General features: G+C 46.4%; 23 protein-coding genes and 1 riboswitch. Of the genes, 21 read left to right on the plus strand and 2 right to left on the minus strand.

The window, feature by feature from the left end; all coding sequences use genetic code 11:
- Positions 1-10: 10 nt before the first annotated feature.
- On the minus strand, positions 11-223 hold the full coding sequence (locus ACIZ62_RS08165) for a sulfurtransferase TusA family protein (protein WP_111887059.1): 213 nt from the start codon (positions 221-223) through the stop codon (positions 11-13).
- A gap of 86 nt (positions 224-309) precedes the next feature.
- Here ACIZ62_RS08165 and ACIZ62_RS08170 point away from each other — a divergent pair, with 86 nt between their 5' ends.
- The 5 genes from ACIZ62_RS08170 to ACIZ62_RS08190 are packed head-to-tail and all read left to right on the plus strand — an operon-like array spanning position 310 to position 4835.
- On the plus strand, positions 310-1029 hold the full coding sequence (locus ACIZ62_RS08170) for a glycosyltransferase family 2 protein (protein ID WP_162624402.1): 720 nt from the start codon (positions 310-312) through the stop codon (positions 1027-1029).
- A 38-nt stretch (positions 1030-1067) separates the two neighbouring features.
- Positions 1068-2327: an ATP-grasp domain-containing protein gene (locus ACIZ62_RS08175; protein WP_111889671.1), complete on the plus strand. Its 1260-nt coding sequence runs from the start codon at positions 1068-1070 to the stop codon at positions 2325-2327.
- 60 nt (positions 2328-2387) lie between these two features.
- A complete protein-coding gene (locus ACIZ62_RS08180; RefSeq protein ID WP_414151660.1) occupies positions 2388-3350 on the plus strand; it encodes an ABC transporter substrate-binding protein in 963 nt (320 codons plus the stop codon).
- Positions 3340-4122 (plus strand): ABC transporter permease, encoded by a 783-nt coding sequence (locus ACIZ62_RS08185; protein ID WP_414151661.1) that lies wholly within the window; start codon positions 3340-3342, stop codon positions 4120-4122. The genes ACIZ62_RS08180 and ACIZ62_RS08185 overlap by 11 nt, the downstream gene beginning before the upstream one ends.
- Positions 4119-4835, plus strand: coding sequence for an ABC transporter ATP-binding protein (locus tag ACIZ62_RS08190; protein ID WP_414151662.1), 717 nt, complete (start codon positions 4119-4121; stop codon positions 4833-4835). Before ACIZ62_RS08185 ends, ACIZ62_RS08190 begins: the two co-directional genes overlap by 4 nt.
- Here the strand turns inward: ACIZ62_RS08190 and ACIZ62_RS08195 are convergent.
- Positions 4813-6483, minus strand: a complete 1671-nt coding sequence (locus tag ACIZ62_RS08195; RefSeq protein WP_414151663.1) for an ArnT family glycosyltransferase — start codon at positions 6481-6483, stop codon at positions 4813-4815. The genes ACIZ62_RS08190 and ACIZ62_RS08195 overlap by 23 nt on opposite strands.
- A gap of 257 nt (positions 6484-6740) precedes the next feature.
- Between ACIZ62_RS08195 and ACIZ62_RS08200 the strand changes: the two genes are divergently transcribed.
- The 16 genes from ACIZ62_RS08200 to ACIZ62_RS08275 all read left to right on the plus strand — a co-directional run bounded on the left by ACIZ62_RS08200 (position 6741) and on the right by ACIZ62_RS08275 (position 24982).
- Positions 6741-7679, plus strand: coding sequence for a rhodanese-like domain-containing protein (locus ACIZ62_RS08200; RefSeq protein WP_414151664.1), 939 nt, complete (start codon positions 6741-6743; stop codon positions 7677-7679).
- A 76-nt stretch (positions 7680-7755) separates the two neighbouring features.
- Entirely contained in the window at positions 7756-9045 is a 1290-nt protein-coding gene (locus tag ACIZ62_RS08205; protein WP_414151665.1) for a YeeE/YedE family protein, read from the plus strand.
- Positions 9046-9108: 63 nt separating this feature from the next.
- Positions 9109-10806: an FAD-dependent oxidoreductase gene (locus tag ACIZ62_RS08210; RefSeq protein WP_414151666.1), complete on the plus strand. Its 1698-nt coding sequence runs from the start codon at positions 9109-9111 to the stop codon at positions 10804-10806.
- Between the two features lie 51 nt (positions 10807-10857).
- Positions 10858-11643, plus strand: coding sequence for an ABC transporter permease (locus ACIZ62_RS08215; RefSeq protein WP_111887050.1), 786 nt, complete (start codon positions 10858-10860; stop codon positions 11641-11643).
- Between the two features lie 11 nt (positions 11644-11654).
- Positions 11655-12692, plus strand: coding sequence for an ABC transporter substrate-binding protein (locus ACIZ62_RS08220; protein WP_414151667.1), 1038 nt, complete (start codon positions 11655-11657; stop codon positions 12690-12692).
- Positions 12693-12704: 12 nt separating this feature from the next.
- Positions 12705-13475 carry an ABC transporter ATP-binding protein gene (locus ACIZ62_RS08225; protein ID WP_414151668.1) on the plus strand — a complete coding sequence of 257 codons (771 nt, stop codon included), beginning with the start codon at positions 12705-12707 and terminating at the stop codon, positions 13473-13475.
- Positions 13476-13530: 55 nt separating this feature from the next.
- Positions 13531-14664 carry a dTDP-4-amino-4,6-dideoxygalactose transaminase gene (gene rffA, locus ACIZ62_RS08230; protein WP_414151669.1) on the plus strand — a complete coding sequence of 378 codons (1134 nt, stop codon included), beginning with the start codon at positions 13531-13533 and terminating at the stop codon, positions 14662-14664.
- Positions 14665-14771: 107 nt separating this feature from the next.
- A riboswitch (cobalamin riboswitch) is annotated at positions 14772-14956 on the plus strand.
- A gap of 146 nt (positions 14957-15102) precedes the next feature.
- Positions 15103-15882 (plus strand): AAA family ATPase, encoded by a 780-nt coding sequence (locus tag ACIZ62_RS08235; protein ID WP_414151670.1) that lies wholly within the window; start codon positions 15103-15105, stop codon positions 15880-15882.
- A complete protein-coding gene (locus ACIZ62_RS08240) occupies positions 15873-17162 on the plus strand; it encodes a nitrogenase component 1 (protein ID WP_414151671.1) in 1290 nt (429 codons plus the stop codon). Before ACIZ62_RS08235 ends, ACIZ62_RS08240 begins: the two co-directional genes overlap by 10 nt.
- Positions 17149-18321 carry a nitrogenase component 1 gene (locus tag ACIZ62_RS08245; RefSeq protein ID WP_414151672.1) on the plus strand — a complete coding sequence of 391 codons (1173 nt, stop codon included), beginning with the start codon at positions 17149-17151 and terminating at the stop codon, positions 18319-18321. The genes ACIZ62_RS08240 and ACIZ62_RS08245 overlap by 14 nt, the downstream gene beginning before the upstream one ends.
- A 30-nt stretch (positions 18322-18351) precedes the next feature.
- On the plus strand, positions 18352-19452 hold the full coding sequence (locus ACIZ62_RS08250) for an ABC transporter substrate-binding protein (RefSeq protein WP_414151673.1): 1101 nt from the start codon (positions 18352-18354) through the stop codon (positions 19450-19452).
- Between the two features lie 7 nt (positions 19453-19459).
- Complete coding sequence (locus tag ACIZ62_RS08255; RefSeq protein WP_414151674.1) at positions 19460-20467, plus strand: FecCD family ABC transporter permease; 1008 nt, start codon at positions 19460-19462, stop codon at positions 20465-20467.
- Position 20468: 1 nt separating this feature from the next.
- On the plus strand, positions 20469-21239 hold the full coding sequence (locus tag ACIZ62_RS08260; protein WP_414151675.1) for an ABC transporter ATP-binding protein: 771 nt from the start codon (positions 20469-20471) through the stop codon (positions 21237-21239).
- Between the two features lie 23 nt (positions 21240-21262).
- Positions 21263-21922 (plus strand): class I SAM-dependent methyltransferase, encoded by a 660-nt coding sequence (locus ACIZ62_RS08265; RefSeq protein WP_414151676.1) that lies wholly within the window; start codon positions 21263-21265, stop codon positions 21920-21922.
- 31 nt (positions 21923-21953) lie between these two features.
- Positions 21954-22403, plus strand: a complete 450-nt coding sequence (locus ACIZ62_RS08270; RefSeq protein WP_414151677.1) for a MarR family winged helix-turn-helix transcriptional regulator — start codon at positions 21954-21956, stop codon at positions 22401-22403.
- A gap of 200 nt (positions 22404-22603) precedes the next feature.
- Positions 22604-24982, plus strand: coding sequence for an ABC transporter substrate-binding protein (locus ACIZ62_RS08275; RefSeq protein ID WP_414151678.1), 2379 nt, complete (start codon positions 22604-22606; stop codon positions 24980-24982).

Raw genomic sequence — 24982 nt, forward strand, 5'->3', positions numbered from 1 at the left:
AAGACGAGGCTTAGGATTTGGTGATAAAGATTTCCCAGACACCGACAATGATCTCATCTGAGCTAACCTGATGTTTTTTAAACTTATTGGTTACGGATTCCAGTGCGCAACTGTGATCGGTAATGATTTTGATGGTTTCGCCGGAGTTGAGTTTTTTAAATTCTTTTTGTGCTTTCAGAACTGGGATGGGACACATTTCTCCCAGACAATCAATGGTTATCATGGATCGACCGCCTTCTCTTTTTTGCATAGTATAACATATTAGGATATCTTTAGGTAGGGTTATTTATCAGCCAGCAAGGAGTCAAATTGGATAAAGCAGTTAAATTAGATCAGGATGTTAGCATTGTCATTCCGGTATATAACAGTGCCCAATCGATCAGAGAATTAATCCGTCGGTTGGTGACGACTCTAGAAGCAAGAGAATCAACTTTTGAGATCATTCTGGTGGATGATTGTTCTAAGGATGATTCCCGCGAAGTGATCCGGGTGCTGGAAGCGGTCGATTCCCGGATTGTTTTAATCGCCCTGGATCAGAATTCCGGTCAGCAATCAGCCATTAAGACCGGGCTGGCCCAATCCCGGGGACGTAAGGTCATCACCATCGATGACGATCTGCAACAGCAGCCGGAAGACATTATGTTGTTGCTGGATGAAATAAAGAAAGGCTTTGACGTGGTTTACGGCATTCCGGACCGGGCCGGATATCCGTTTTACCGGCAATTGGGATCCAATCTGGTGGATCTTTTTTTTACTCTGATTTTAAAAAAGCCCAAAAGAATCCGGGTGGGTAGTTTTCGCGTGCTCAATCGAGAAACCGTTGAACAAATAATTAAAGATCAAACACCCTTTGTTTACATCACGGCGATCACCCTTCGGTTTACCAAAAATATCGGGAATGTCAAGGTGGCTTTTAAGCAACGGCGCTATGGAAAATCAAATTATACGATTAAAAAGCTAAGCCAGTTGTTATTGCGATTGTTTTATTATTATGGTTGCCTTAACAGCGACTACCAGCGAAGAAAATAATGATATCGATAAAATTAAAAATAAAGGACGGAAAAACGATGCGACTGCAAATTTTAGGTGGTGGTAATAATCAGTTGGGAGCCATCCGCCGTGCCGCTGAACTGGGACACGAAGTGGTGCTGGTGGACTATTTAAAAAATCCGCCGGGTCGGATCTATGCGGCCTTCAATGAGGAAGTCAGCACCTTTGATGTAAAAAAGAACTTAGAGATTGCAAAAAAGTACCGGGTTGATGGGGTTATGACGATGGGCACCGACCAGCCCGTTTATACCGTTGCCCGGGTGGCCGAGGCCTTGAAGCTGCCCGCTTTCCTCGATGTGCCGACAGCCCGGGCAGTTACCAATAAAGAAAAGATGAAGAAGATTATGACCGACAACCAGATTCCCACGGTGCCTTATCGTTTTCTAACGAAAGAAGCCCGGGCAGAAGATCTGGGCAAAACCTCATTTCCAGTGGTGATCAAACCCCTGGACAGCCAGGGTCAGCGCGGGGTTTTTAAGCTTTACTCTCCAGCAGAGGTCTTAAAAAATTTGCCGGTAACGCTTTCTTTTTCCCGCGAAGAAAAAGTGCTGCTGGAGTCCTTCTATCAGAGTGATGAAATCACGGTCAGCGCCTGGGTAGACAAGGGGGTACCGGAGATTCTTACCATTACCGATCGGGAGAGCTTTTCCTTCGATCGCAACATCGGGATCTGTTATGCCCATGAATACCCAAGCCGGCACCAAAACCGGGCGGCAGAAATCCGCGATCTGGTTTTAAAAATCACCCGGGCCTTTGCAATTGACGCTGGCCCTCTTTATATCCAACTGCTGGTGGGGGCGCAGGGGATTGTCGTCAATGAGGTCGCTTGCCGGATTGGTGGTGCCCATGAAGACATTTTTATTCCCTATTTGACCGGTTTTGATATTCTCGATCGCGTCATAAATTTCTCCCTGGGGATCGATGATTTATCGGCTGATGATGATCAGCCGCTGATAAACTCAGAGCCTGTGATTGAGCGTCGGAGTGATCATTTGTCGGTGCAGTTGTTTTTTGCCAAACCAGGAAAAATAACCAGTCTCACCAGTCTGGAGACCCTGAGAAAGATTCCCGGCGTGATTGCCGCGGGCTACAATGTTAGCACCGGACAGACGCTAAAAACCATTGCTAACGCCACCGCTAGAGCTGGTTATCTGGTGATTGCCGGAACCTCGGAACAGTCTTTGCATAGCTCCATTAATCAAGCCTTTCGTGATCTAAAAATTATTAACGAGCAAGGTCAGAACCTGGTGATTCAACCTAAAGACTATCTTGCGTGATCATAGCAAGCGGCAGGAATAAGTGTTAGTGTACTGACTAATAAAAAAAGGGGGAAACAATTGAAAAAGTTTGTAATTATCTTATCTATGATGGCGCTGTTACTGACAACTAGCTGTGCCAAAACAGAAACGGCTGGTGGCGAAAAAACCATCCGCATCGCCGAACAATATGGGATTGCCTATGCACCAGTCCAAATTATGAAAGCACAGGGACTACTGGAAAAAAATTGCCCGGGGATTGATATTTCATGGGAACAAATGAGTAATACCGCGGCCATTCGGGAAGCGATGGTAGCCGATCGCCTGGACGCCGGGTTTATGGCCATCCCGCCATTTCTGATTGGCTGGGATAACGGCATGGACTGGAAAATTGCTACGGGCCTCTCATCGGTGCCCACCGGGCTGGTAACTAAAACCAGTATCAGTGGTCTGGCTGAACTGGGCGAAAAGGACCGCATTGCACTACCACAACCGGGCAGCGTTCAGCATATTCTGCTGGCTATGGCCTGTGACCGGGACTTTGGCAATCCCCAGAAGCTAGACAATAATCTGCTAACCCTGTCGCATCCGGATGGGATGAATGCCTTACTTTCAGGTAGTGATGTGACCGCTCATTTTACCTCCACTCCGTATCTGGAAAAAGAACTGAGCACCGAAGGATTTCATCAGATTATCTCTGGTAACGAAGCCTTTGGTGACGAGTTTTCATTTATTGTGGGCGTGACGACTAAAAAACTCCACGATCAAAACCCGCAAGTTTATGCTGCTTTTAATCAATCGGTCGCTGAGGCGATTACCTTTATTAATGACCATCCCCAGGAGGCAGCGATAATTCTCAGTGAAACCTATGAGCTGCCGGAAGCGGAAGTGCTGGCCTATCTGAGTGCGGCTGATACAAAATACAGCACCACCGTCAAAGGTCTTCAGACCTTTTCGGATTTTATGCTTAAAACCGGCTATCTGAAAAAAAGTTACGAAAGCCCGGAGTCGGTCGTTTGGGAGCATACCGATTATGAAGATTAAAGCGCTTTTTTTAAAGCCTTATTCAAAATATATATGGATTGCGCTCATGCTGCTGGCCTGGGAATTAACGGCAAAACTCGCGCTGGTGAACCCTTTGGCGTTTCCATCGCTGGAATTGATTTTCACGGCCTTGATTGATTCGATCATCAATGGTGACATCCTGCTACAGATGCTTTTTTCCCTGGGCTTGATCGTAATCGGTCTTGGGATTGGTGTGGTGTTGGCTTTTCTGATGTCATTTCTGTCAGTGGTGAGTCCGGTGTTTGCCAGTTTTACCGACACCTGCGTTTCCATTTTTCATCCCTTACCGGGAATTGCGCTGTTGCCACTGATCATTCTCTGGATTGGTACTGGCAGTATGGCCATTTTGTTTATCATCGTCCATTCGGTTTTATGGCCGATGATTCTCAATATGACTGCCGGCTTTAAGGCCATTCCCGAGGTGTATAAAAAAATCGGTCAGAACTATGAGTTTAATACCTTCCAGAGCATCCTCCGGATCTTTATTCCGGCGTCGCTGTCTTATTTGCTTGCTGGTCTTAAAATTGGTTGGGCCAGGGGTTGGCGGGCGGCCATCTCGGCCGAAATGATTTTTGGGGCATCTGGGGGTATCGGCGGGATCGGCTGGTATATTTTTAATAAACGGGTTTTTATGGATACGGCCGGTGTATATGCCGGGCTTCTGATAATCATTGCAGTGGGAATTTTTGTGGAAGATTTTGTCTTTGGGAAAATTGAGAAAAATACCATCAATAAATGGGGTGTAGCATGAAGCCAATCATTGAAATTCGCTCACTGAACAAATCTTATGAGGACTATCAGGTCCTTTATAATCTCAGCCTAAAAATTTGGCCGGGAGAATTGATCTGTGTCATTGGCCCTTCCGGCTGCGGCAAAAGCACGCTGCTTAACCTGATTGGTGGATTTGTCAAAGGTGATCAGGGAGAGATTCTACTAAATGGTTTGTTGGTCGAAAAACCCAGTCGCCAATGTATTATGGTGTTTCAGGAGTTTGATCAGTTGTTTAGCTGGCAGACAGTCCGACATAATATTGAATTTCCGCTAAAAAAAGCGCCGGATCGGCTAACGAATCAGGAAATACGAACTCGTGTGGACCATTATCTGGCGATGGTAAACCTGTCCGATTTTGGTGATTATTATCCCAATCAGCTTTCCGGCGGGATGAAGCAGCGGACGGCTCTGGCCCGGGCCCTGGTGTTATCACCCCAGTTATTGTTAATGGATGAGCCCTTTGGCAGTCTGGATGTCCAAACCAAACGGGATCTCCAGGACACCCTGCTGAAGATTAAAGAAGAAACCCGGGCCACTACAGTTTTTGTGACCCACGATATCCGGGAAGCTCTTTATTTAGCCGATCGGATTGTCGTGCTAAGAGCCGGTACCGTGGCAGCGGTAATAAAAAATCAGTCCCGCAATGTCAGTGAGACCCGGGTGGCCGAAATTACGGCCCTGCTTTCACCCTGAAAATATGGATCTGCCAGGGCTTCGTATCAATCAGGGGAGCCAGATTGGTGCCGTAGCTGCTGTTACTAAATACTGTGATTTCTTCGCAGTGCTCAGCAAGAAAGGTGGTCATTTCAGCAAAAACCGGGGTGATATCGCCGTACATTACATCATAGGCGGGATGATTTTTGGTGATAAAGGTCAGTTCATCATAATAGATGATGTACTCAATCTGCTGTTTGGCAATGTAGTCGGCAAAGGTCATTCCCCGGTCATCGAGGTATTGCAGATTCCGATAGTCAATTAGTTGGCCATCGGCAAAGGCATACTCGGCGTTTAAATTGCCAAGAATTTTCGGACGTCCGGGAATGGCAGCCTGGATTTGGCTGAGATAGACAGAATAGGGACTGGCTGTGGGTTGCAGCCCAGTTAGTGTCAGCACAGCGGTTATCAGGACTAACAGTCCGGGTAACGGCTTTTTTTTATTTTCTGGTAGCTTGGGTTTGCTTAACATTTGTTCGGGATACCATTGGTCAGAAATCATTTGTTGGGGATAAGTAATTTCTAGTAGCAGCACAGTTAGTAGGTACATTAGAGGAAAGACAAAGACAATGCTGGTGACATTGTATCGGCCGATTAGAAAAATCCCCAGATTAACCCCAAATACGATCAGCAGGGGGAGCTTTAGTTTTAGATAACGCGGGCAAGATCGGTGCTTTGCTAAGAGTAGCAGGCTAAGTAACAGCACCAGCCCAAAGACGATCAGTTGAAAACGGATATTGGGCATATAATACTCGATGCTAAATTGGGTAAACAGGTGCCGATAAAAAATCAGAAAACCCTGTAACTTGCCCGGTAATCCATCACCAACTCCAAAATTTTTACCTTGCTGGAGATAGTGTACCAAATAATCCGGATCCATGGTCAGGCTGATGCCGATAAAAAAAAGGGCAGACAGGGCTACTACCAGAACCACCAGAGTTAGATTCTTAAAAGTAATTTTTTTCTGATAGACAAAGTAAAGATAGCATAGGCCGATGGTCAAAGCCACCATAAAACTGTTGGGGTGAACCCCAATCCCCAAACCGACAATTAACCCCAGCCACAGATCATCCGTTAAGTGATGGGTAGCGATTCGGCTAATCAGAAGATACAAGGCCAATACCAGAATAAATAGAATAATAATTTCCTGCCGGGCAAGATGGGAGGCGTAAAGATACTGAATGTCCAGAGATAACAAGAGGGTGGCCAGCAGTGCTGTACCATCAGAAAGACAAAAAAGCCGGCTGAGCTGATAGAAAAAGTAAAGGGTTCCCACTGAAAAAAGCAGAGAAATTAGACGGAAGGTAAAAATCTGATATCCGAACACCTGCATAAACCCGGCCTGGAGCAGATGAAACAGTAGCCGGATGGCATGGGGATAGCGCTCATAAATGTTAAAAAAAGGCTCAGTGACACCGATATCACCGGTTACTGCGATATGTCGGGATAACCCGCTGAGCCACGACTCGTCAGAATGAACATAGGGAAAAGTAGTTAGCAACACCAGATTGACAAGAAAATAAAGCCCCAGATACCAATAGATCGCCTTATTTGGCCGGGCCAGTTGTTTAAGCGCTGTTTTTATTTTTAGCGCATTTTTTTTATGTTTATTATTGCTGCTTTTCATCAAAGGTACCTCAAATGGATTTGCAGATACAAGCCAGAACCGGCCAGTTGCTTTTAACTGAGTATAACACAAAGCTGGGAAAGGATCACGCGACAAACAGCAATTCTACAATTAGACGGTGCGCTCAGTCATGAGTGCAACGTTTTGTGACTGCCATTAATAACATTAATACAGCATTACAAAGTCCGTGAACCAAACCCCTTGATTATCGGTTACAATGTTGTTAATTAAATAATTAACGATCTGGAGGAAAAGAAATGTTAAAGAGAAGTCGTATTTTTGTATTAATGGCCTTAATCGCCACCATGATGTTTGTCAGTGCCTGTACGCCGGCAACAACTGGAAGTACCCAATCAGGTGACAGTAACGAACCAAATGCAGTGGTGACAGCTACCAATGAGTATTTTGCCAACATGCCTGAAGACATCAATAAAATTGATCAGGTTGCCTTTATCGATAAGGTAAAAGCTGGCGAAGAGATGACCATCATCGATATTCGCAGTGCCGATGCGTATGCCGAGGGACATGTAAAGGGAGCCCTTAGTATGCCATGGGGTCCCAACCTGGCTGAAAATCTGAATAAGATTCCTGCTGATAAGCCGGTTATGATCTATTGTGTTACCGGACAAACCGCAGGACAGACGGTGTTACTTTTAAACCTGGCCGGATTTGAGACAAAATCGGTAAATCTTGGTTATAAGCTGGGGATTTCCAAGGTTGAAGGTGTTGATGCCGTGATTGAAACAACCCCCAACGCTTTTGATGATTCTGTGAAAACGGTAATTGATCCTGATATTCAAGAAGCCATTGTTGCTTATTATGCCGGTCTTAAAGATGTAGCAGATACCAAGTATGCCAACTACAAAATTACCGAGGATGATGCGAAAGCCGCGATGGACGCCAAAGACGAAACCATCACCTTCCTGGATGTCAGAAAAGCAGAAGATTTTGCCAAAGGCCATATTGAAGGCGCAGCCAACATTCCTTTTGGTAAAGGCATGGAAACTGAGTTTGATACCCTGCCAACTGACAAAACCATTATTGTCTATTGTTACACCGGACAAACCGCCGGACAGACCGTAGCGGGACTACGATTACTGGGCTATGATGCCGTATCCCTCAATTCTGGCGCTGGAACAGCTGCTACCGGAACCGCTGGTTGGGTGAACAAAGGCTACCCACTGGTTACCAATTAATTGATCATTCAGATACTAAATATGAAGTGGCATCTTGCCACTTCATGTTTGTTTTAACCTAATAGGAGGTAAAGTTATGGATATTTCCAATCGAGTCGACATTCCCAAAACAATTGATATAAGTAAAAAGCAACGCGTACAGCCTTATATTGGCCTGGTTTTATTAATTGCAGTTATTCTTTTCGGGGCTCTCAAAAGCAATGTGGATCAGAAACTGACCTTGTTTCTAATCACTGGTTTAGCACTGGGTTACGTTTTAACGCGGTCCCGCTACGGTTTTGCTGGCGGATTTAAACGGATTTATGTGACTGGCGAAGGCAGTCTCAGTACCGCACTGCTGGTAATGTTTGCTATTTCTATGGTGCTGGCCGCTGGAATTCAGTTTTCTGCTACGATGATGGGGATCGATCCCCCGGGACTTAGTTCTGTCAAGTTTTTAAATGTTTCCGTTCTATTGGGTGGTTTTCTCTTTGGTATTGGCATGATGTTAGCGGGGGGCTGTGCTTCTGGGACACTTAGTGACTTAGGCGAAGGAGCCGGCCGGTCGATGATCGCGATGACGACCTTTGTGCTGGGCTCTCTGCCCGGACTGATGGCCCAGGATGCCTTAAACAATTCCGCCATCGGACAGATTGGGATGAAGCTTTATCTGCCGGATGTGATGGGCTATGTGGGAGCGGTGATCTTCTCAGTCGCACTTCTGGGTATACTCTATCTGGTAGTACGTAAGTATGAGAATTTCCGCAAAAAAGAAGGCTACTATGAAAAGACCGTTTATGAAGATCAGGAATTGCCTATTCCTAATAAAGAACCGTTTAAACTATTTAGTTATGCCACTTTTCATAAAATTTTTGTACAACGTTGGAGCTTTATGACTGGCGGTATTTTGTTGGCGATTATGTTTGGCTTCATCTTAATCTCAACCGGACATAGCTGGGGCGTGACCGGACCGTTTGTGACCTGGGGCGTGGCTTTCTTACAGATGTTTGGGATTCATTTTACGGCACCGGTTTTTGCAGACTATGTAGCAACTGCCAATGGCGGAATCTTAAATGATCCCGGTTCCTTGCGAAATATCGGTATTATTCTAGGTGCGGCCATCGCTTTTCTTTTGGCAGGACGCTTCGCATTTGACCGACACTTTAAATTAAAAGATGTTGTTTATTACTTAATCGGTGGTTTTTTAATGGGCTTTGGTGCCAGACTGGCTGGTGGTTGTAATATCGGTGCCCTGTTTTCAGGAATTGGCAATTTCTCACTTTCCGGGTGGGGATTCTTCGTGACACTGGCTCTGGGTGGATTTTTAGCCCTGAAAGTCTTTGCTGGAAAAGTTAATATTATTCCCCCGGACCGACATCAGAAATAGTAGCTTGGCAGAAAAACATAGAACGTTGTAAATGCAAAAAATCTACATATAAGGAGAAGACAAATGGGTAAAAAAGTAGTTATTATCGGTGGTGTTGCTGGAGGTGCTTCAGTAGCGGCGCGAACACGAAGACTGGATGAATCCGCAGAGATTATTATGTTTGAAAAAGGACCAAACGTATCCTTTTCAAATTGTTGTTTGCCCAATCACCTCAGTGGTATGATTGAAAATAGTGAAGATCTGGTGTTGATGACACCGGATGTCTTTAAAAAACAATATAATATTACCGCCCGGGTTAACCAGGAAGTTGTTGGGATCAAGCCTGAGCAGAAGACCGTTCAGGTTAAGGATCTGCTGGCCGGGAAAGAATATGAAGAAAGCTATGATGTCCTGTTTATGGCACCTGGGGCCAACCCAATCGTACCTAAAATTTCTGGTTATGACAAAGCCCATGTTTTTTCGGTCAAAAATGTGGTAGATATTGATAAGATCAATAAGTTTGTTCAGAATGGCGTCAAAGATGTGGTTGTTGTTGGTGGTGGCTTTATTGGAGTAGAGGTTGCCGAAAACCTGAAACTGGCAGCGGCTGGTTTTAATGTTACCCTGGTAGAAAAAGCTGATCAGATCATGTGTACCCTCGATTACGACATGGTCCAGATTCTCCACAAAGAGCTGATGGACAATGGGGTAGAACTGATTTTAGAAGATGCCATTGCGACCATTGGTGACGATGCAGTCGTTTTGGAATCCGGAAAAACGCTAAAAGCCCAGGCCGTGGTAATGGCCATCGGGGTCACTCCAGATACCCGACTGGCCCAGCAAGCCGGACTTGAAATTGGTGAAACTGGAGCGATACTGGTGAACCACCACTATCAGACCAGTAACCCAAACATCTATGCGGTAGGTGATGCTGTTGAAGTGTATCATCAGTTGACCCACAAGAAAACAAAGTTGGCGCTCGCTGGCCCAGCTCAGAAACAGGCCAGAGCGGCTGCCGATCATCTGTATGGGATACCAACCCGAAATAACGGCGTTATTGGTTCATCCTGCATCAAGATTTTTGAAATGAACGTGGCCTCTACCGGTTTAACTGAATCCATGGCAAAAAGATGCGGTATTCCCCATGACATGGTTTACTTGATTCCCAGCGATATTGTTGGCATCATGCCTGATGCGAATCCCTTCTTTTTTAAACTGGTTTATGAAGTGCCTACCGGAAAGGTGATCGGGGCCCAGGCTGTCAGTCGGGGTAATGCCACCAAACGGGTGGATGTCGTTGCCGGGATGATTTCCATGGGTGCTACCTTAGAAGATCTTAAAGAACTGGAGCTCTGCTATGCACCAGCCTTTAGTACTGCTAAGGATCCAGTAAATTTTGCCGCCATGGTTGCCCTCAATATTCTCAATGGCGATTATAAGCAGGTACCGGTGACCGCGGTTCGACAATTGGTAGAAAGCAATGCCTTTATCATCGATGCCAGAGAACCGGATGAATATCAAAAAAGTCATCTGATCAATGCAGTAAATATCCCCTTAAGTCAATTCCGTCAGCGACTGGCTGAGATTCCCAAAGATCAACCCGTTTACATCCATTGCCGTAGCGCCCAACGTAGCTACAACATGGTTCGGGCGCTGGGACAGCTGGGTTTTGACAATATTTTTAATATTTCAGGTTCCTTCCTGGGAATTTGTACCTATGAATATTTCAATGATCAGATAAAGAATCGCAAACCCATTGTAACGGACTATAATTTTTGTTAAGATAAGACTTAAATAAACAACAGGCTAAAGGCCCAGAAATCAGGAGGACGCATGCAGAACAAGAAGGATTTTGACAAAAACCATCGGATGCTGACGCTTTTGACCTGGGCCTTTATTTTTCTGGTTTGGTTTATCATTACCCGGTTTAATCTCGTTTCAAGCCTGATTGTGCCATCCCCCGGGGAAGTGGTCCAGACCTTTTTTGCGATTATTAAAGACGGTTATAATGGTATCAGTCTATGGGAACATCTGGGCATCAGTCTGTTTCGGCTTTTTATTGCTTCAGTATTGGCCATTGTTACGGCTGTGCCACTGGGATTATTTAGCGGCTACTTCAGTAAGTTTGGAGCGATTGTGGATTCCGTCGTACAGTTTTATCGACCATTGCCGCCACTGGCTTATTATGTGGTGCTTATTCTCTGGTTGGGGATTGATGAGTCATCTAAAATTACGCTTTTATATCTGGCTGCATTTGCGCCTATTTACATTGCCTGTGTGTCGGCGGTGTCCAATATCCGGGTCGAGTATCTGCTCAGTGCCAAGTCTCTGGGAGCCAGCGGAAAGGATTTGTTTTTTCAGATCGTTTTTCCGGCCTGTTTGCCGGATATTTTCACCAGCATTCGGACGGCGGTGGGGGTAGCCTATACCACCTTGGTATCGGCAGAGATGATTGCGGCCACATCCGGTCTGGGCTGGATGGTTATTGATGCTTCCCGGTATTTAAAAAGTAGCGTGATTTTTGTTGGCATTATCATTATGGGGATATCGGGAGTCCTAATTGATCAAGGGCTGAAGGCCCTGGAAAAGAAAATTGTCTTTTGGAAGGGATATCAATAGGAGGTTAGGAAATGAAAAGAAAATTAATGAAAAAGATTTTCGTGCTGGCGGCGGTTTTAGCCATTGTTGTGGGCCTGTTTAGCGGCTGTCAAAGTCAGAATGATGGGGGCGCCTTACCAAAGAAAGTGAATATCGGTTATCTGCGGGTACCCAATGATGAGACGGTGAGTAAGACACGCGATATCTTTGACGCTTATTTTAATGAACTGGGTGTACCCTATGAGTTTATCGTTTTTGACTCTGGCGTAGATGCCAACAAGGCTCTGGCTTCTGGCAGTATCGACTTTGCCACCATGGGAAACACCAATGGGATTATTGCTTTGTCCCGGGGTATTGATGTGGAACTGATCTGGATTCATGAGGTGCTTGGGGAAATCGAAGGTTTGGCGGTGAAGAATGGCTCTAATATCACTAAACCAGAAGACCTGGTCGGTCAGAAGATTGCCACCCCTTTTGCCAGTACCGCTCATTATAGTCTGCTTAATTATTTAAAAGAAGCCGGCATCGAAGATCAGGTGCAACTGCTTGACATGCAAACATCGGAAATTGTGGCCGCCTGGGAGCGGGGCGATATTAACGCTGCTTATACCTGGCAACCCACCCTCGGTGATCTCGAAAAAAATGGCAGCATCCTGGTTAGCAGTGCAGAGATGGCAAAAAAAGGCTATGTCACAGCTAATGTCTGTCTGGTTCGAAAAGAATTTTCTAAAAACTATCCGGATCTGGTCGCCGGTTTTGTAAAAGGCCTCAGTGAAGGTGGAGATCTTTACCGCAGCAATCCGCAGGAAGCGGCCGAAAGTGTAGCGGCTGAACTGGGTATCACCGCCGAAAATGCTTTGATGCAGATGACCGGTTCAATCTGGCTGACGCCGGAGGAACAACTGGGATCAGATTATATGGGGTCTGTCGGCAAGCCCGGGAATTTTTCTAAAATCATGAAAGATACTGCGGATTTTCTGCAAAGCCAGAAATCCATTGACAATTCACCAAGCCAGGAAGAATTTGACGCTTTTATTAATTCAACGCATATTGAGATGTCATTAGAATAAGGATGGTTTAAGATGAAAAACGAGCTGATTATCGAAATTGACAATTTAACCGTGGATTACCCCAACGAAAACGAACCCGTCCGCGCCCTGGATGGGGTAAATCTGAAGATCAATCAGCATGATTTCATCTGTGTCCTGGGACCTTCGGGATGCGGAAAAAGCACCCTGCTTAATGTTATTGCCGGGTTTACCCTGCCGAGTGAGGGCACCTTTTTAATGCAGGGTCAGTCGGTTTCAGGGCCGGACCGTCAACGGGGGGTGGTTTTTCAGTCGGCGTCTCTTTATCCCTGGATGAGTGTCCGCAAAAATGTCGAGTTTGGCCCTAAAATAAAAGGGCTTCCCAAAGACGAGATCACCCGGATTGCCAACCATTATCTGACCCAGGTGCATCTGCTGGAGGTGGCCGATCAGCCGCCCTTTCAACTGTCCGGGGGGATGAAACAGCGGGTGGCGCTGGCCCGGGCACTGGCCAATGAGCCAGCGATTCTGCTACTGGATGAACCCTTTGGCGCTTTGGATGCACTGACCCGGATTCATATGCAGCAACTGGTGCGAAAAATCTGGAAGGATGATCAGAACACCATTTTTATGATCACCCATGATGTGGACGAAGCCCTGTCGCTGGGCACCCGCCTGCTGGTGATGTCCAAAAGTCCCGGCACCATTATTCAGGAATTTACCGTCGATTTTTGTGACCGGGTTGATAAACGCACCGGACGTGTTCAAGTGGATGCAAGCTATTTGGCCCTGAAAGAAGAAATCCTGGATTTGATTGACGTTTAAAGAACCGGTCAAGCCCCCAATCATTCACCAGATTAAGACAAAAGAGGAAATGACCATGATACCATTTAATATGCCCCTTTATTTGGGAACCGAAATAAAATATATAAAAGCGGCCATCACTAAAAATCATCAGATTGGTGGGGATGGCCCTTTTACGAAAGCCTGTTCGGACTGGTTGTGTCAAAACGCCCAGATCCCCGGGGCTTTTTTAACGAACTCCGGCACCGCGGCTCTGGAAATGACGGCCCTGCTGGCCGGCATCAAGCCCGGAGATGAGGTGATCATGCCGGCCTTCACCTTTGTGACCACCGCCAATGCCTTTGCCCTGCGCGGTGCCACCATTGTCTTTGTTGATATCCGACCGGATACCTTAAACATTGACGAAACCCTGATTGAAGCCGCTATCACGTCCCGCACGAAGATGATGGTGCCGGTCCATTACGGTGGCATTGGCTGCGAGATGGATGCGATTATGGCTATTGCCAGACGCCACGATCTGTTGGTGGTGGAGGATGCGGCGCAAGGTGTGATGGCCAGCTACAAAAATAAAGCCCTGGGAAGCATCGGAGATCTGGGCTGTTACAGCTTCCATGAAACCAAAAACTACACCATGGGGGAAGGTGGCGCCCTACTGATTAATCGCGAGGATCTAATCGAGCAGGCCACAATTATCCGCGACAAGGGCACCAACCGCCATGATTTTCTGGCGGGCCGGGTGGACAAATATTCCTGGGTCGATCTGGGTTCCTCCTATTTACCCAGCGAACTCAACGCGGCTCATCTTCTGGCTCAGCTGGAAGCCGCCGAAATGGTTAACCAGCAGCGGCTGAACCTGTGGCAGCACTATTATGAACGGTTAAAACCGCTGGTTGCGGCTGGCTATATTGAGCTGCCGGTAGTGCCGAATCACTGCCAGCATAATGGTCATCTGTTTTATATCAAAACCGCCAGTCAGCAGGAACGGAATGATCTGATTCACTGGCTCAAGCAGCATCAGATCTGTACCGCCTTTCACTATACCCCCCTCCATGAAACCCCCGGCGGCCAGAAATTCGGACGCTTCCACGGTGCCGACCGGTTTACCAGCAACGAAAGCCTGCGGTTGCTGCGGCTGCCATTATACTTTAGCCTTTCGGAGCCAGAGCTGGAGCAGGTGGTCGCAGAAATTGTCGCCTTTTATAAACGTTAACCCTGCAAGATATCGGCGATATTGTCGTAAAATCGGCATCAGAAATGTTTGTTGAGACTAAATAAAAGACTTGACGCGGTAACTGGTTAGTTGTATACTAGGCATACAATTAAATCAGAAATAGAGGTGGCTGGCATAGCAATGCCGGCATAATAGGGAAACAGGTGAAAATCCTGTACGGTACCGCCGCTGTATAAGAGGAGTTTTTCCAGGAATACCACTGATCATTTGGGAAGGTAGGAAAAATGAAGACGCTTGAGTCAGAAAACCTGCCTGTGTGGATATTCTTTTATTCTGCGTGATTACAGAATAGGTGAAGAACAAAGAAAGGTGTAGCGATGCCATTTCTTTGTGTTTTAAATTCAGCATAAATACGGAGCTGCAGTTGTCATTATGATAACTGCGGTTTTTTTATTTAGAAAAAAATGGAGGTAAATTTTGGAAAGAATAGCGATTTATGGTAAAGGGGGAATTGGAAAATCAACCACGGTGTCCAATCTTTCCGCGGCTTTGGCCCAAAAAGGGTTAACAGTGATGCAGATCGGGTGTGATCCTAAATCAGATTCAACCATCAACCTGACTGGCGGAAAACGCATCCCGACAGTGCTGGAAGTGATTCGGGATAAGGATAAAGCTACGAGACTTTCTGATCTTGTTTTTACTGGCAGTGGCGGGGTCCTCTGTGTCGAAGCCGGTGGACCAAAACCTGGAATCGGCTGTGCCGGTCGGGGAATTATTGCGGCCTTTGAAAAACTGGCTGAATTGAAAGCCGATGATGTTTATAAACCGGATGTTGTCATTTACGATGTGTTGGGAGATGTGGTCTGTGGCGGTTTTGCCATGCCGATCCGTAATGGCTATGCCGACAGCGTTTGCATTGTGACTTCGGGAGAAAGCATGTCGCTTTATGCCGCCGATAATATTGCTGCTGCGGTGCGATCTTTTGGTTCCCGGGGATATGCCAGTCTGAAGGGGCTGATCCTCAATAAGAAGGGGATTGTCAATGAAGCGGCTATTGTTGCTCAGTCCGCCCGGGAAATTGACACCGCAATTCTCCACACGATTGAACGCGATCCACTGGTGCAACAGGCCGAAGCCTTACATCAAACCGTGATTGAGGCCTTTCCGGAAAGCCCTCAGGCGCGATCCTATGCGGCGCTGGCGGATAAATTGTTTAACTGTGAAAAAACCGCCGGGAGGGCAGCAGCATGCGTTTAAACAGACTGTCAGAAATTAACCATAATAAGGATATTTATGGGGCGTCGGCGGCTATTTCCTGTGGGGTTTTTTGTCCAACCTTCGGGGTGGCCGTAGCAGCGCCGCTGATCAGAGAAGCGGCTGTCCTGGTCGTCGGAACCGCTGAATGCACCTGGTATGCCCGAAACAGCTGCATCTACCACAGTGAAGAACCGGGCTACGAGCGGTTTTTTGCCGGTGTATTTGAAGACACCGATATTATTTTTGGCAGTCGCGATGGCATCCTGACAGCCTTGCTGCAGATCGCCAAAGATCCCCGGATCCGTTTTATTTTTTTAGTCAGCACCTGCATTCCTGAAATTATCGGTGAAGATCTGGAAGCCATTGGTCAAGCCGCCGAAAAGGAATGTGGCATTCCGATTCTGCCCATTCATGTTGCCCATTATGACCGAAACTGTAATGAATTTGGGGTGGCGGTGTCCCAGACCATGAAAGCAATGGTCCGGCTGATGAAACCGCAAACGGTCAAACCGGGAACGGTTAATCTACTGGGACGAAATTTTCATGCCGGAATCGAAGGCTCTCTGAAGGATTCGGAACTGCTGGGACTGCTTACGCAAAACGGGATTACGCTTCATCTGATCATTCCGGAACCCTGTAACATTGAAGCCCTTCAGAGCGCCCCGGCGGCGGCCCTGAATATCGTCACCAGCGAGGTCGGTCGGGAACTGGCCATGGCCATGGAAGACCAGTTTGGCACCCCCTACGTTTTCTTTGAACCCTCTTTTGAACTGGACAAGATCCGGTCAGGTTACCAGCAGTTGGCGGGACATTTGGGTATCTCGATTCAAAAAATAATCGAAAAAGCCCATCAAACCACCGTTTTGCAGCTGCAAGAGGCGCGGCAGGTGCTGGCCGGGAAAAGCTTTGTCAATGGTGGTCGGCCGCCGGATGCCTTTGAAGCAGCGGCATTTCTGACCTCCCTGGGAATGGTGCCACTGCTGATTAACGCCTATCGGCTCACGGATAACAGTCAGGAGCAGATTGATCGGATTCTCAATCAGGGCTGGGATCCCTATGTGAATTACGTAGCCAATCCCAATGCGGCAGTCAGTCTGATGCCGGAACTTTTACCGGATTTATACATTGGTTTTGGACAGGCGGATTATTTAAAACAATTGGGAATCTTGCACCTGGAACGACTCGTGCCACCGGGAAAAATCGGCTATGAAGCGATCACCTGGGCACTGGCGGCGGTCAAATCAGTTTTAGCGGGAGGTGCGCCGAATGTATCTTTCTAACAATTATCCCGTCCCATCGGAACGGATGGGTTTACTGTGGGCCCTCAGCGGCGTCAGGGAGCTGGTGATTGTGGAGTTCGGGCCGGAGGGCACGACCCGCTATTTGCTGGAATCGTTAAAAGAATTCGGGAATGCGGCGCAGGCCAGCTTTTACACCACCACAATGGATGAGGATGTGGTGGTGTTTGGTAACTATGACCGGCTCAATCAGGTCTTGATGGAAATTGATCAGCGCCTTCACCCGGAAGTGATTGTGGTTCTGGATTCATCAGTGGCCGCGGTGATCGGGGTGGATCTTGATGGCATCTGCCATGAAATCAAACCGCACATTGACGCCAAACTGATAACAATTAAAGGAGGTGGTCTGAAAAACGACTGGACCGTGGGGATTGAAACGGCATTGCGTTTACTGGGTCAGATAGCCACTAAAAATCGGCCTAAAAAGAATCGGTTTAACATCATCGGCTGCTGTGCCGATGAATACAATCATCTGGCCGAAGCCGCTGAAATTGAAGACATGATGGCAAAGTGTTTTGCTATGGAACTTAATTGCAACCTTTCCGGAAACACCAGTGTCGCCAGTTGCAGAAATATCGGGCAGGCGGTGGTAAATCTGGTGCTCCGGCAGGAGGGACTGGCGCTCGCACAAGATCTGCAGCAGCGGTTCGAGATTCCCTATGTTGATGGCCGGCCTTACGGGTTGGTAGGAACCCGGGCCTGGCTGCAGAAGATTGAACGTGTTATTAACCAGAAGGCCGATTATGCCGCCGTTCATCAGGCCGTAACAGCACTGAAAATAGCCAAGGAACAGGTCATTCAAAAGAATTCGGGAAAAACCATCGTACTTTGTGGCCGTGAAGATAGCGTCCGGGGTTTAGCTGAGTTTTTTAAAGACGAGCTGAATCTTGAAGTATATTTTCTAAAGAGCAGTTGGTGCTCCCGTTCCACCGAGTTGTCGGTGATCAGTCAGTCGGCCTATGAAAAACTCAGAAGTCATCAGGACGTTCTGGTTCTGGCAGATGGGTTGCAAATCAGAGACCTGCCGAGCGTGGATCGGATTCAGGTTGCCCATCCCAAAATTGCCGGGTTCACTGAAGATCAGCCGGGTTTAATGGGTTTTCGTGGAGCGGCCTATCTGCTGAACAAACTAACTAAATAAATTGATTAAATCTTAAAGGAGACAGGAAGAATGAAAAACAGATTAAAACGTGTCTTAATTATCAGTATGTGTTTGCTGATGGTCAGTCTGTTAGCGGGCTGTGGCGAAACAAAAAAAGATGAAACCGGCGAGGCTTCAAAATCAGAGCGAACGATTACCGATCTGGCTGGAAAAACAGTCACCCTGCCAGCCGTGGCAGAAATTAAAAATGTGGTGATCATTGCGCCACCGCTGTTATCCACCTATGTCAGCAACGGATTGAGTACCGACAATATCGTTGGTGTCAGTGCGATCGCTCTGACCGAAATGAATAAAGTTTTATTGGATTACTTTGTTCCCAATAATAAAGAAATCAACACGACCTTTGTATCATCTGCCTATGAATCTAATGCCGAAGAACTTCTAAAGCTTGATCCGGATATTATTTTAGTCTATGGAGATACCCAAAAAAAAGGTTTGGAGACGATTCAGGTCCCCGTGGTGGACTTTTTTATAAAGAATCAGGTTAACGAAGACTGGTCGGTCCAGATTGATCAGTTGATGCGGGAAATTTTTGGTTTGGAAGATGACAATTCACTACAACAGGAATGGGATATCGCCAATAAAAAGGTCGATACTATTCTTGCTGAAGTCGGTAGTATCAAAAAACAAAAAGGTCTGATGATTATGAGTAACACTGGAGATAAGATTACTGTTCGTGGTGCCGGTACTTATGGGGATGACTGGTTAGTGAAAAGTGGATTGGTTAATGCTGCGGCTGAGCTAAGCGGTGAAAACATTGAAGTAACCATGGAACAACTGCTAGCCTGGAACCCTGATATTGTCTATGTTTTTCGGGGATTACCGGCAGCTCAGTATTTATCAGGTTCGATTGCCGGCCAGGACTGGTCTCAAATTCAGGCTTTCAAAGACGGTAAAATCTATAATACTCCGGTGGGGATTATGAACTGGGGTACTCCTTGTGCTGACTCACCGCTGATGATTCAATGGCTGGTCAGCAAAAACTTTCCCGAAAAACTGTCAGACAATGAATATCAAACGATTCTGAAGGAGTTTTATGAGCGCCGTTATGAAATTAAACTCAGTGACGAAATGATCCAGTCTATCTTGATTCCTGGTAGCGGTAAGTAAGATTTCAATGAAACCAATCACCAGGAATAACACATTTATAGTATTGCTTTTGGGGTTATTAATCGTTTTTTCTTTTGCTTCACTATTTTTAGGTCGGTATTATGTCGAGCCGGAGCATGTTTTAAAGCTGCTCTGGTCCGGACTGTTAGGCAGTCCTCTTGATAGTGTTGATAAAACGGTAGTACTTGACATTCGGCTACCGCGGCTTTTTATAGTTATTCTGGTGGGCGCTGGTTTGTCTGTCAGCGGGGCGGCTTTTCAGGGCTGTTTTCATAATCCTCTGGTCAGCCCTGATGTATTGGGAGTTAGTGCCGGGGCCGGTTTTGGTGCCGCCCTGGGAATTCTTTGGACTAATGGAGTTACCGGGGTTACGGCTGCGATGGCTTTTGCTTTTGGGCTTTTAAGTGTAGTAGTAAGCCTACTTCTTTCGCGGTTAAAAAACGAATCCTCAATTTTAGCGCTGTTCTTATCCGGGATCATTGTTTCGGCCGTGTTTAACGCCCTGATTTCGCTGGTCAAATTTGTGGCTGATACCGATTCTCAGTTGCCGGCGATTACCTTCTGGCTAATGGGAAGCTTTTCAAACACGACCTTTGAAGACCTTGGTAAAATCATTGTACCGATTTTGGTTGGCATTGGGGTATTAATCGCTGTTCGATGGCGGATAAACGTTTTAACATTGGGGGATGAAGAAGCCAAAACCTTGGGGATCAACCCCGGAAAAACACGTATGATCATTATTGCCGCGGCTACCATTATTACGGCATCGTCGGTGGTGGTAGCGGGCATCGTCGGTTGGGTAGGCCTGATTATTCCAAATTTGTGCAGAATGATTGTTGGCTCAGACCATAAATATCTGATGCCGGCATCCTGTTTATGTGGCGCGGTATTTTTATTGACAGTGGATTTTATTGCCCGGGTTTTAACCCCCTCTGAAATCCCCATTGGAATTCTGACAGCCATTATCGGAGCGCCTTTTTTCGCGCTGGTTTACAAGAAAACAGAGGGGTGTTGAGATGCAACTGGCAGTAATTAAGGGTAGCTATGGCTATCATCCGGAAAATAAGGTGCTTTCGCAAATTAGTTTTGAACTTGCACAAGGGCGGATTATGACTATCCTGGGGCAAAATGGGATTGGCAAAACTACCTTGCTGAAATGCATGATGGGCCTGCTCAAGTGGCAGGAAGGCGAAACCCGGGTTGATGGCCAGGTGTTTACCTCAATGCTGGATCGTGATGGGATTGGCTATGTTCCTCAGGCGCATAAAACTGTTTTCGCTTTTTCGGTTTTTGATATGGTCACCATGGGACGAAGCCGTCATGTGTCGATCTTTGGGATGCCTTCAAAGCTGGACCGGGAAAAGGTACTGGAGGCGTTGTCCATAGTCGGCATCATCGATTTCAAAGATCAACTTTGTTCTCAATTAAGTGGGGGACAATTACAACTGGTTTATATTGCCAGAGCATTGGCTAACGAACCGAAAATTCTGATTATGGATGAGCCGGAATCCCATCTCGATTTCAAAAACCAGTTTTTGGTTTTAAAACTGATCCAGCGGCTCAAAGACGAACAGGGGATCTCCTGTATCATCAATACCCATTATCCTGAACACGCCTTACGGATTTCAGATGATACCTTGCTGCTGGGAAAAGGTCAGTATGGATTCGGACCGAGTCACGAAATGATTACTGAAGCAAATATCAAAGACTATTTTGAAGTAAATGCAAAAATTTATACCATTCCGGGGCTGAGCAACCAGAAAAAAGCCTTTACGGTAGTGGATTAGAGAATTAATGAAAGAGGAAAAAAATGGCTACTTTTGATGAAGAAATAAAAACGGTCTGGAATCAGCATGCAAAACATTATGATAAAAAACATAATCAGCGCGAAGATCGCGATATTTGGAAACAAATTCTGGTGGAACATATTGGTAAAGATAAAAACCAGAGAGTTTTGGATATGGGAACCGGCACTGGTTTTTTGGCGCATTTAGCAGCAGAGGCGGGTTATCGTAGTGTGGGTATTGATTTTGCGGAAAATATGGTGGCACAGGCAAAAGAAATTGCTAATGAAACTAACCTGGACATTGACTTTATTCAGGGAGACTGGAATGAGCTTCCTTTTGAGAATGATAGTATTGACGTGATCGTTAATCGTCTGATTATGTGGACGGTTTTCACGCCGGAAGAAACCCTGAGGGAGTGGTGGCGGGTTTTAAAACCAGGTGGCAGGATTTTGTGTTTTTGTCCAGAAGATGCAAAAGAAAGGATGCCAAGTCATTATACCGAAGCGATTGAAAAGCTGTTACCACTGCGTAATGCCAATTCAGTACAGTTTGCGCAAACGCTGAAAACGACTGGGTATCAGCAGATCAGCATTACTGAATTACCGGAATTATGTGGTGATAAACTCTTTAGGCACTGGGCCCTGATTAAAGGTGAAAAGGAAATTATGTCGTCAACTAATTGAATTATGCCAAACCATCGGTTATAATTTATTCATGAAAGAAGATGTAAATGCTGTAATTAGTGAATATATAAAAATGGTTAAAAAGATTGCCAATGGAAAGACTAACGTTCTTGACTTTGGAGGCGATCTGGTTTTTTATCGCGGGGAAATTCATATGATCAAGATGATCGGCGATTTTCCGGGAATCTTTGTATCGGAGATGGCGAGAAACTTCAATATTACCCGAGCGGTGGTTTCCAAAACCATTAAAAAGCTGGAAGCGAAGAATGTCGTCTATAAGGCAATTGATGAAACGGATAAAAAGAGGATGCGGCTTTATCTGACTGAGAAAGGAAAAGATGCTTATCGGGCGCATCAAAAGTATCATAATCATTATGACAGTCCACTTTTTTCCTACCTTGATGGACTGGCGAGGGAAGAACTTGAAGTAATTGACGCTTTTTTAAAACGGGCAAATTTACTGATTGACAATCATTTTTAGCAAACGGCACCGGGACTTTAAACCAGAGTCCTGGTGCTGTTTTTATTTGTAGTGAAGAGTATTCATCAATGATTCAAATTGCGCAAGTATAAATGAAATAAAACAAGTGATTGCTAAACGAAAAATAAGAGCGTATACTGATTGTAATACATTTAAAATAATTAGTCAGGAATCGAAAATATCAGTTTAAAGGAGGAAAAATGAAAAAGTCTATTATTACTTTAACCCTTGTCTTGGCATTGGCACTGGGAGTTAGTTTTTTTATGGTGCCAGCAGCATCGGTTCAGGCTAAGAGAACGGTTGAAATTGGGGTCTTGTTGCCGATTACGGGGACCTGGAAGGCCACCGGAACGGCTGGCGAAACAGCGTTAAATGCGGCGCTGCCATTTGTCAATGATTATCTGGCTGACCGTGGGATGCAGATGGTACTGGAGATTCGGGATACCCAGAGTAACCCGGATAAGGCCTTAAGCGAATTGGAAGCACTAAAGGCAGCGGGAATTACCACAGTGATCGGACCAATGATCAGTGACGAGGCTCTGGCGGTAGTACAGTATGCCAAAGACAACAAGATGCTGTTGCTAAGTCCATCGGCAACTGCCACCGAATTATCTCAGTCGGACACTTTCTTTCGAATGGTGGGTACCGATGCCAGTCAGGTTGATGGTCTGACCCGGATTATGAATACGGTTTACAAAAAGAAACATCTCATTACCGTCTTTGTGGATGATACCTATGGTCGGGGATATGATACCTATCTTCAGCAAATGGCCCCGGCTCAGGGGATGGATGTGATCGGAACGGTTGCCATAGCCGCTGAAAATCCAGATCTTGCCAGTGTAGCGGAAAGCGTGAAATCACTGGCAGCTGGTGCGGATGCGACCAATACCGCCGTGGTGATAATTGCCCCCAGTCAGACTGGCGCAGATCTCATTAAAAAGGTAATGACTGATGATCAGCTGTCGGCTATGAAATGGTTCGCCAGCGCCGATATCATCGGTAATCCGGCAATTTTAACGGATCTTCAGGTAGCTGCCTTCCTGGAAAAAACCGGGATGGAAGGGTTGACCCTTGGAGATAAGGGGGTTTCTCTGGATGCAATGCCGGTAATCAGCGAATTGCTCAATGGTGCCACTGATTATTCTCCCTATGCCATCACCACCTGGGACGCCCTGTGGTTGCTGGCAGATACCTACGCTCAGGCGCCGGAACTGGATGAGGTGAGCGATTTTGATACCCTGAAAGCCAATCTGGTTAGGGCTGCGGGCAATTTTAGAAATGCCTTTGGTTCCTTTAATACCATGGATGAAAACGGGGATACCCGCGGCTCTAAATACTTGCGCTATATCTGCATTAAAGATGGCGATAGCTATAGCTGGAACTGTAAGGGACATATTGTCGATCTGGGAAAAGGTGAGCCGATTATTCAAACCATTGACTGGAAAGTGGCCGCCGATGGAGGCAAGGTTCAGGTTGGGGCATTGCTGCCATTGACGGGTAACCGCTCGGAAAACGGTGAAGATATTCAGATGATTCTGGATCAGGCTATCACACGTTTCAATACCTATGCAGCATCGGTGGGCTCGGATCTGGAATTAGCGCTGGTGGCGGAAGACACCGGCAGTGATAACGAACAGGCGAAGCAGGCGGCCCAAAAGCTGGTCGATCAGGGCGTTACAAGTATCATCGGTCCGATTAACAGTACCGAACTGGAAGCGGTTAAACCGATCATCGATGCGGCGGGAATCGTGGCGATTTCACCGTTATCCTCCAGTGCTTCATTAAGCGTGACCGATCGGATCTATCGGCTGGTCTTAAATGACAGCATCGAAACCAAAGCCCTGTCGGGCTTGCTGAAACAGGATAACATTGACAAACTGGTTATCATCCATGCGGATGATAGTTATGGCACGGATATGGTGGAACTGATGAAACAGGCCTTTGTCGGTGATGTGATGGCTGTGGCTTACGATCCGGCTAGTGATGATTATAGTGCGACGCTGGCCCAGGCTGAGGCGGCTGTCGAAACCGGGGATGCTGCTAGAACAGCCGTATTAACCGTTTCATATGCTGAGATTGTCGATTTGTTTGGCCGTATCGGCGACGCCAGCCCGCTGTTGCAGGTGAAATGGTACGGAACTGACAGCTCAGCCCTTTCCAAGGCAGTGCTGGCTGATCAAACTGCCGCTCAAAATGCGGCTTCGGTTGATTATACCACCATCGACTTTAGCCCCTATGGCGATAAGTTTGATCCGCTCTATTATGTTATCAATAGCAAACTGAAAACCGATGAACCACTAAAGGAAAGTCTGATCAGTTCATTTGATGGGATCTGGCTGTTGGGTTGTGCCTATCTATCTGAAGGCACCGCTGCAACCCCGGAAACAATCAACACCTATGTCGATAATAACGGCTTCCGCGGGGTTGGCGGGGTATTGCGGTTGGATAAAAACGGCGACCGTCAAATTGGCTATTATAAATTCTATCATCTGATACCAGATGAAGCCGGATATTTATGGGAGAATAATGGGATTTACAGTCAGGATGTACTCAAACCGGGCGTTATGGAGAGGTGGTGA

The sequence above is a fragment of the Acetobacterium carbinolicum genome, from assembly GCF_047456275.1.
Lineage (GTDB): Bacteria > Bacillota > Clostridia > Eubacteriales > Eubacteriaceae > Acetobacterium > Acetobacterium carbinolicum.

What these genes read in the sequence shown, in the direction of transcription:
- ACIZ62_RS08165 (WP_111887059.1), bottom strand. Translation starts at nt 223, where the DNA reads ATGATAACCATTGATTGTCTGGGAGAAATGTGTCCCATCCCAGTTCTG.
- ACIZ62_RS08175 (WP_111889671.1), top strand. Translation starts at nt 1,068, where the DNA reads ATGCGACTGCAAATTTTAGGTGGTGGTAATAATCAGTTGGGAGCCATC.
- ACIZ62_RS08185 (WP_414151661.1), top strand. Translation starts at nt 3,340, where the DNA reads ATGAAGATTAAAGCGCTTTTTTTAAAGCCTTATTCAAAATATATATGG.
- ACIZ62_RS08190 (WP_414151662.1), top strand. Translation starts at nt 4,119, where the DNA reads ATGAAGCCAATCATTGAAATTCGCTCACTGAACAAATCTTATGAGGAC.
- ACIZ62_RS08195 (WP_414151663.1), bottom strand. Translation starts at nt 6,483, where the DNA reads ATGAAAAGCAGCAATAATAAACATAAAAAAAATGCGCTAAAAATAAAA.
- ACIZ62_RS08200 (WP_414151664.1), top strand. Translation starts at nt 6,741, where the DNA reads ATGTTAAAGAGAAGTCGTATTTTTGTATTAATGGCCTTAATCGCCACC.
- ACIZ62_RS08205 (WP_414151665.1), top strand. Translation starts at nt 7,756, where the DNA reads ATGGATATTTCCAATCGAGTCGACATTCCCAAAACAATTGATATAAGT.
- ACIZ62_RS08210 (WP_414151666.1), top strand. Translation starts at nt 9,109, where the DNA reads ATGGGTAAAAAAGTAGTTATTATCGGTGGTGTTGCTGGAGGTGCTTCA.
- ACIZ62_RS08215 (WP_111887050.1), top strand. Translation starts at nt 10,858, where the DNA reads ATGCAGAACAAGAAGGATTTTGACAAAAACCATCGGATGCTGACGCTT.
- ACIZ62_RS08220 (WP_414151667.1), top strand. Translation starts at nt 11,655, where the DNA reads ATGAAAAGAAAATTAATGAAAAAGATTTTCGTGCTGGCGGCGGTTTTA.
- ACIZ62_RS08225 (WP_414151668.1), top strand. Translation starts at nt 12,705, where the DNA reads ATGAAAAACGAGCTGATTATCGAAATTGACAATTTAACCGTGGATTAC.
- rffA (WP_414151669.1), top strand. Translation starts at nt 13,531, where the DNA reads ATGATACCATTTAATATGCCCCTTTATTTGGGAACCGAAATAAAATAT.
- ACIZ62_RS08240 (WP_414151671.1), top strand. Translation starts at nt 15,873, where the DNA reads ATGCGTTTAAACAGACTGTCAGAAATTAACCATAATAAGGATATTTAT.
- ACIZ62_RS08245 (WP_414151672.1), top strand. Translation starts at nt 17,149, where the DNA reads ATGTATCTTTCTAACAATTATCCCGTCCCATCGGAACGGATGGGTTTA.
- ACIZ62_RS08250 (WP_414151673.1), top strand. Translation starts at nt 18,352, where the DNA reads ATGAAAAACAGATTAAAACGTGTCTTAATTATCAGTATGTGTTTGCTG.
- ACIZ62_RS08255 (WP_414151674.1), top strand. Translation starts at nt 19,460, where the DNA reads ATGAAACCAATCACCAGGAATAACACATTTATAGTATTGCTTTTGGGG.
- ACIZ62_RS08260 (WP_414151675.1), top strand. Translation starts at nt 20,469, where the DNA reads ATGCAACTGGCAGTAATTAAGGGTAGCTATGGCTATCATCCGGAAAAT.
- ACIZ62_RS08265 (WP_414151676.1), top strand. Translation starts at nt 21,263, where the DNA reads ATGGCTACTTTTGATGAAGAAATAAAAACGGTCTGGAATCAGCATGCA.
- ACIZ62_RS08270 (WP_414151677.1), top strand. Translation starts at nt 21,954, where the DNA reads ATGAAAGAAGATGTAAATGCTGTAATTAGTGAATATATAAAAATGGTT.
- ACIZ62_RS08275 (WP_414151678.1), top strand. Translation starts at nt 22,604, where the DNA reads ATGAAAAAGTCTATTATTACTTTAACCCTTGTCTTGGCATTGGCACTG.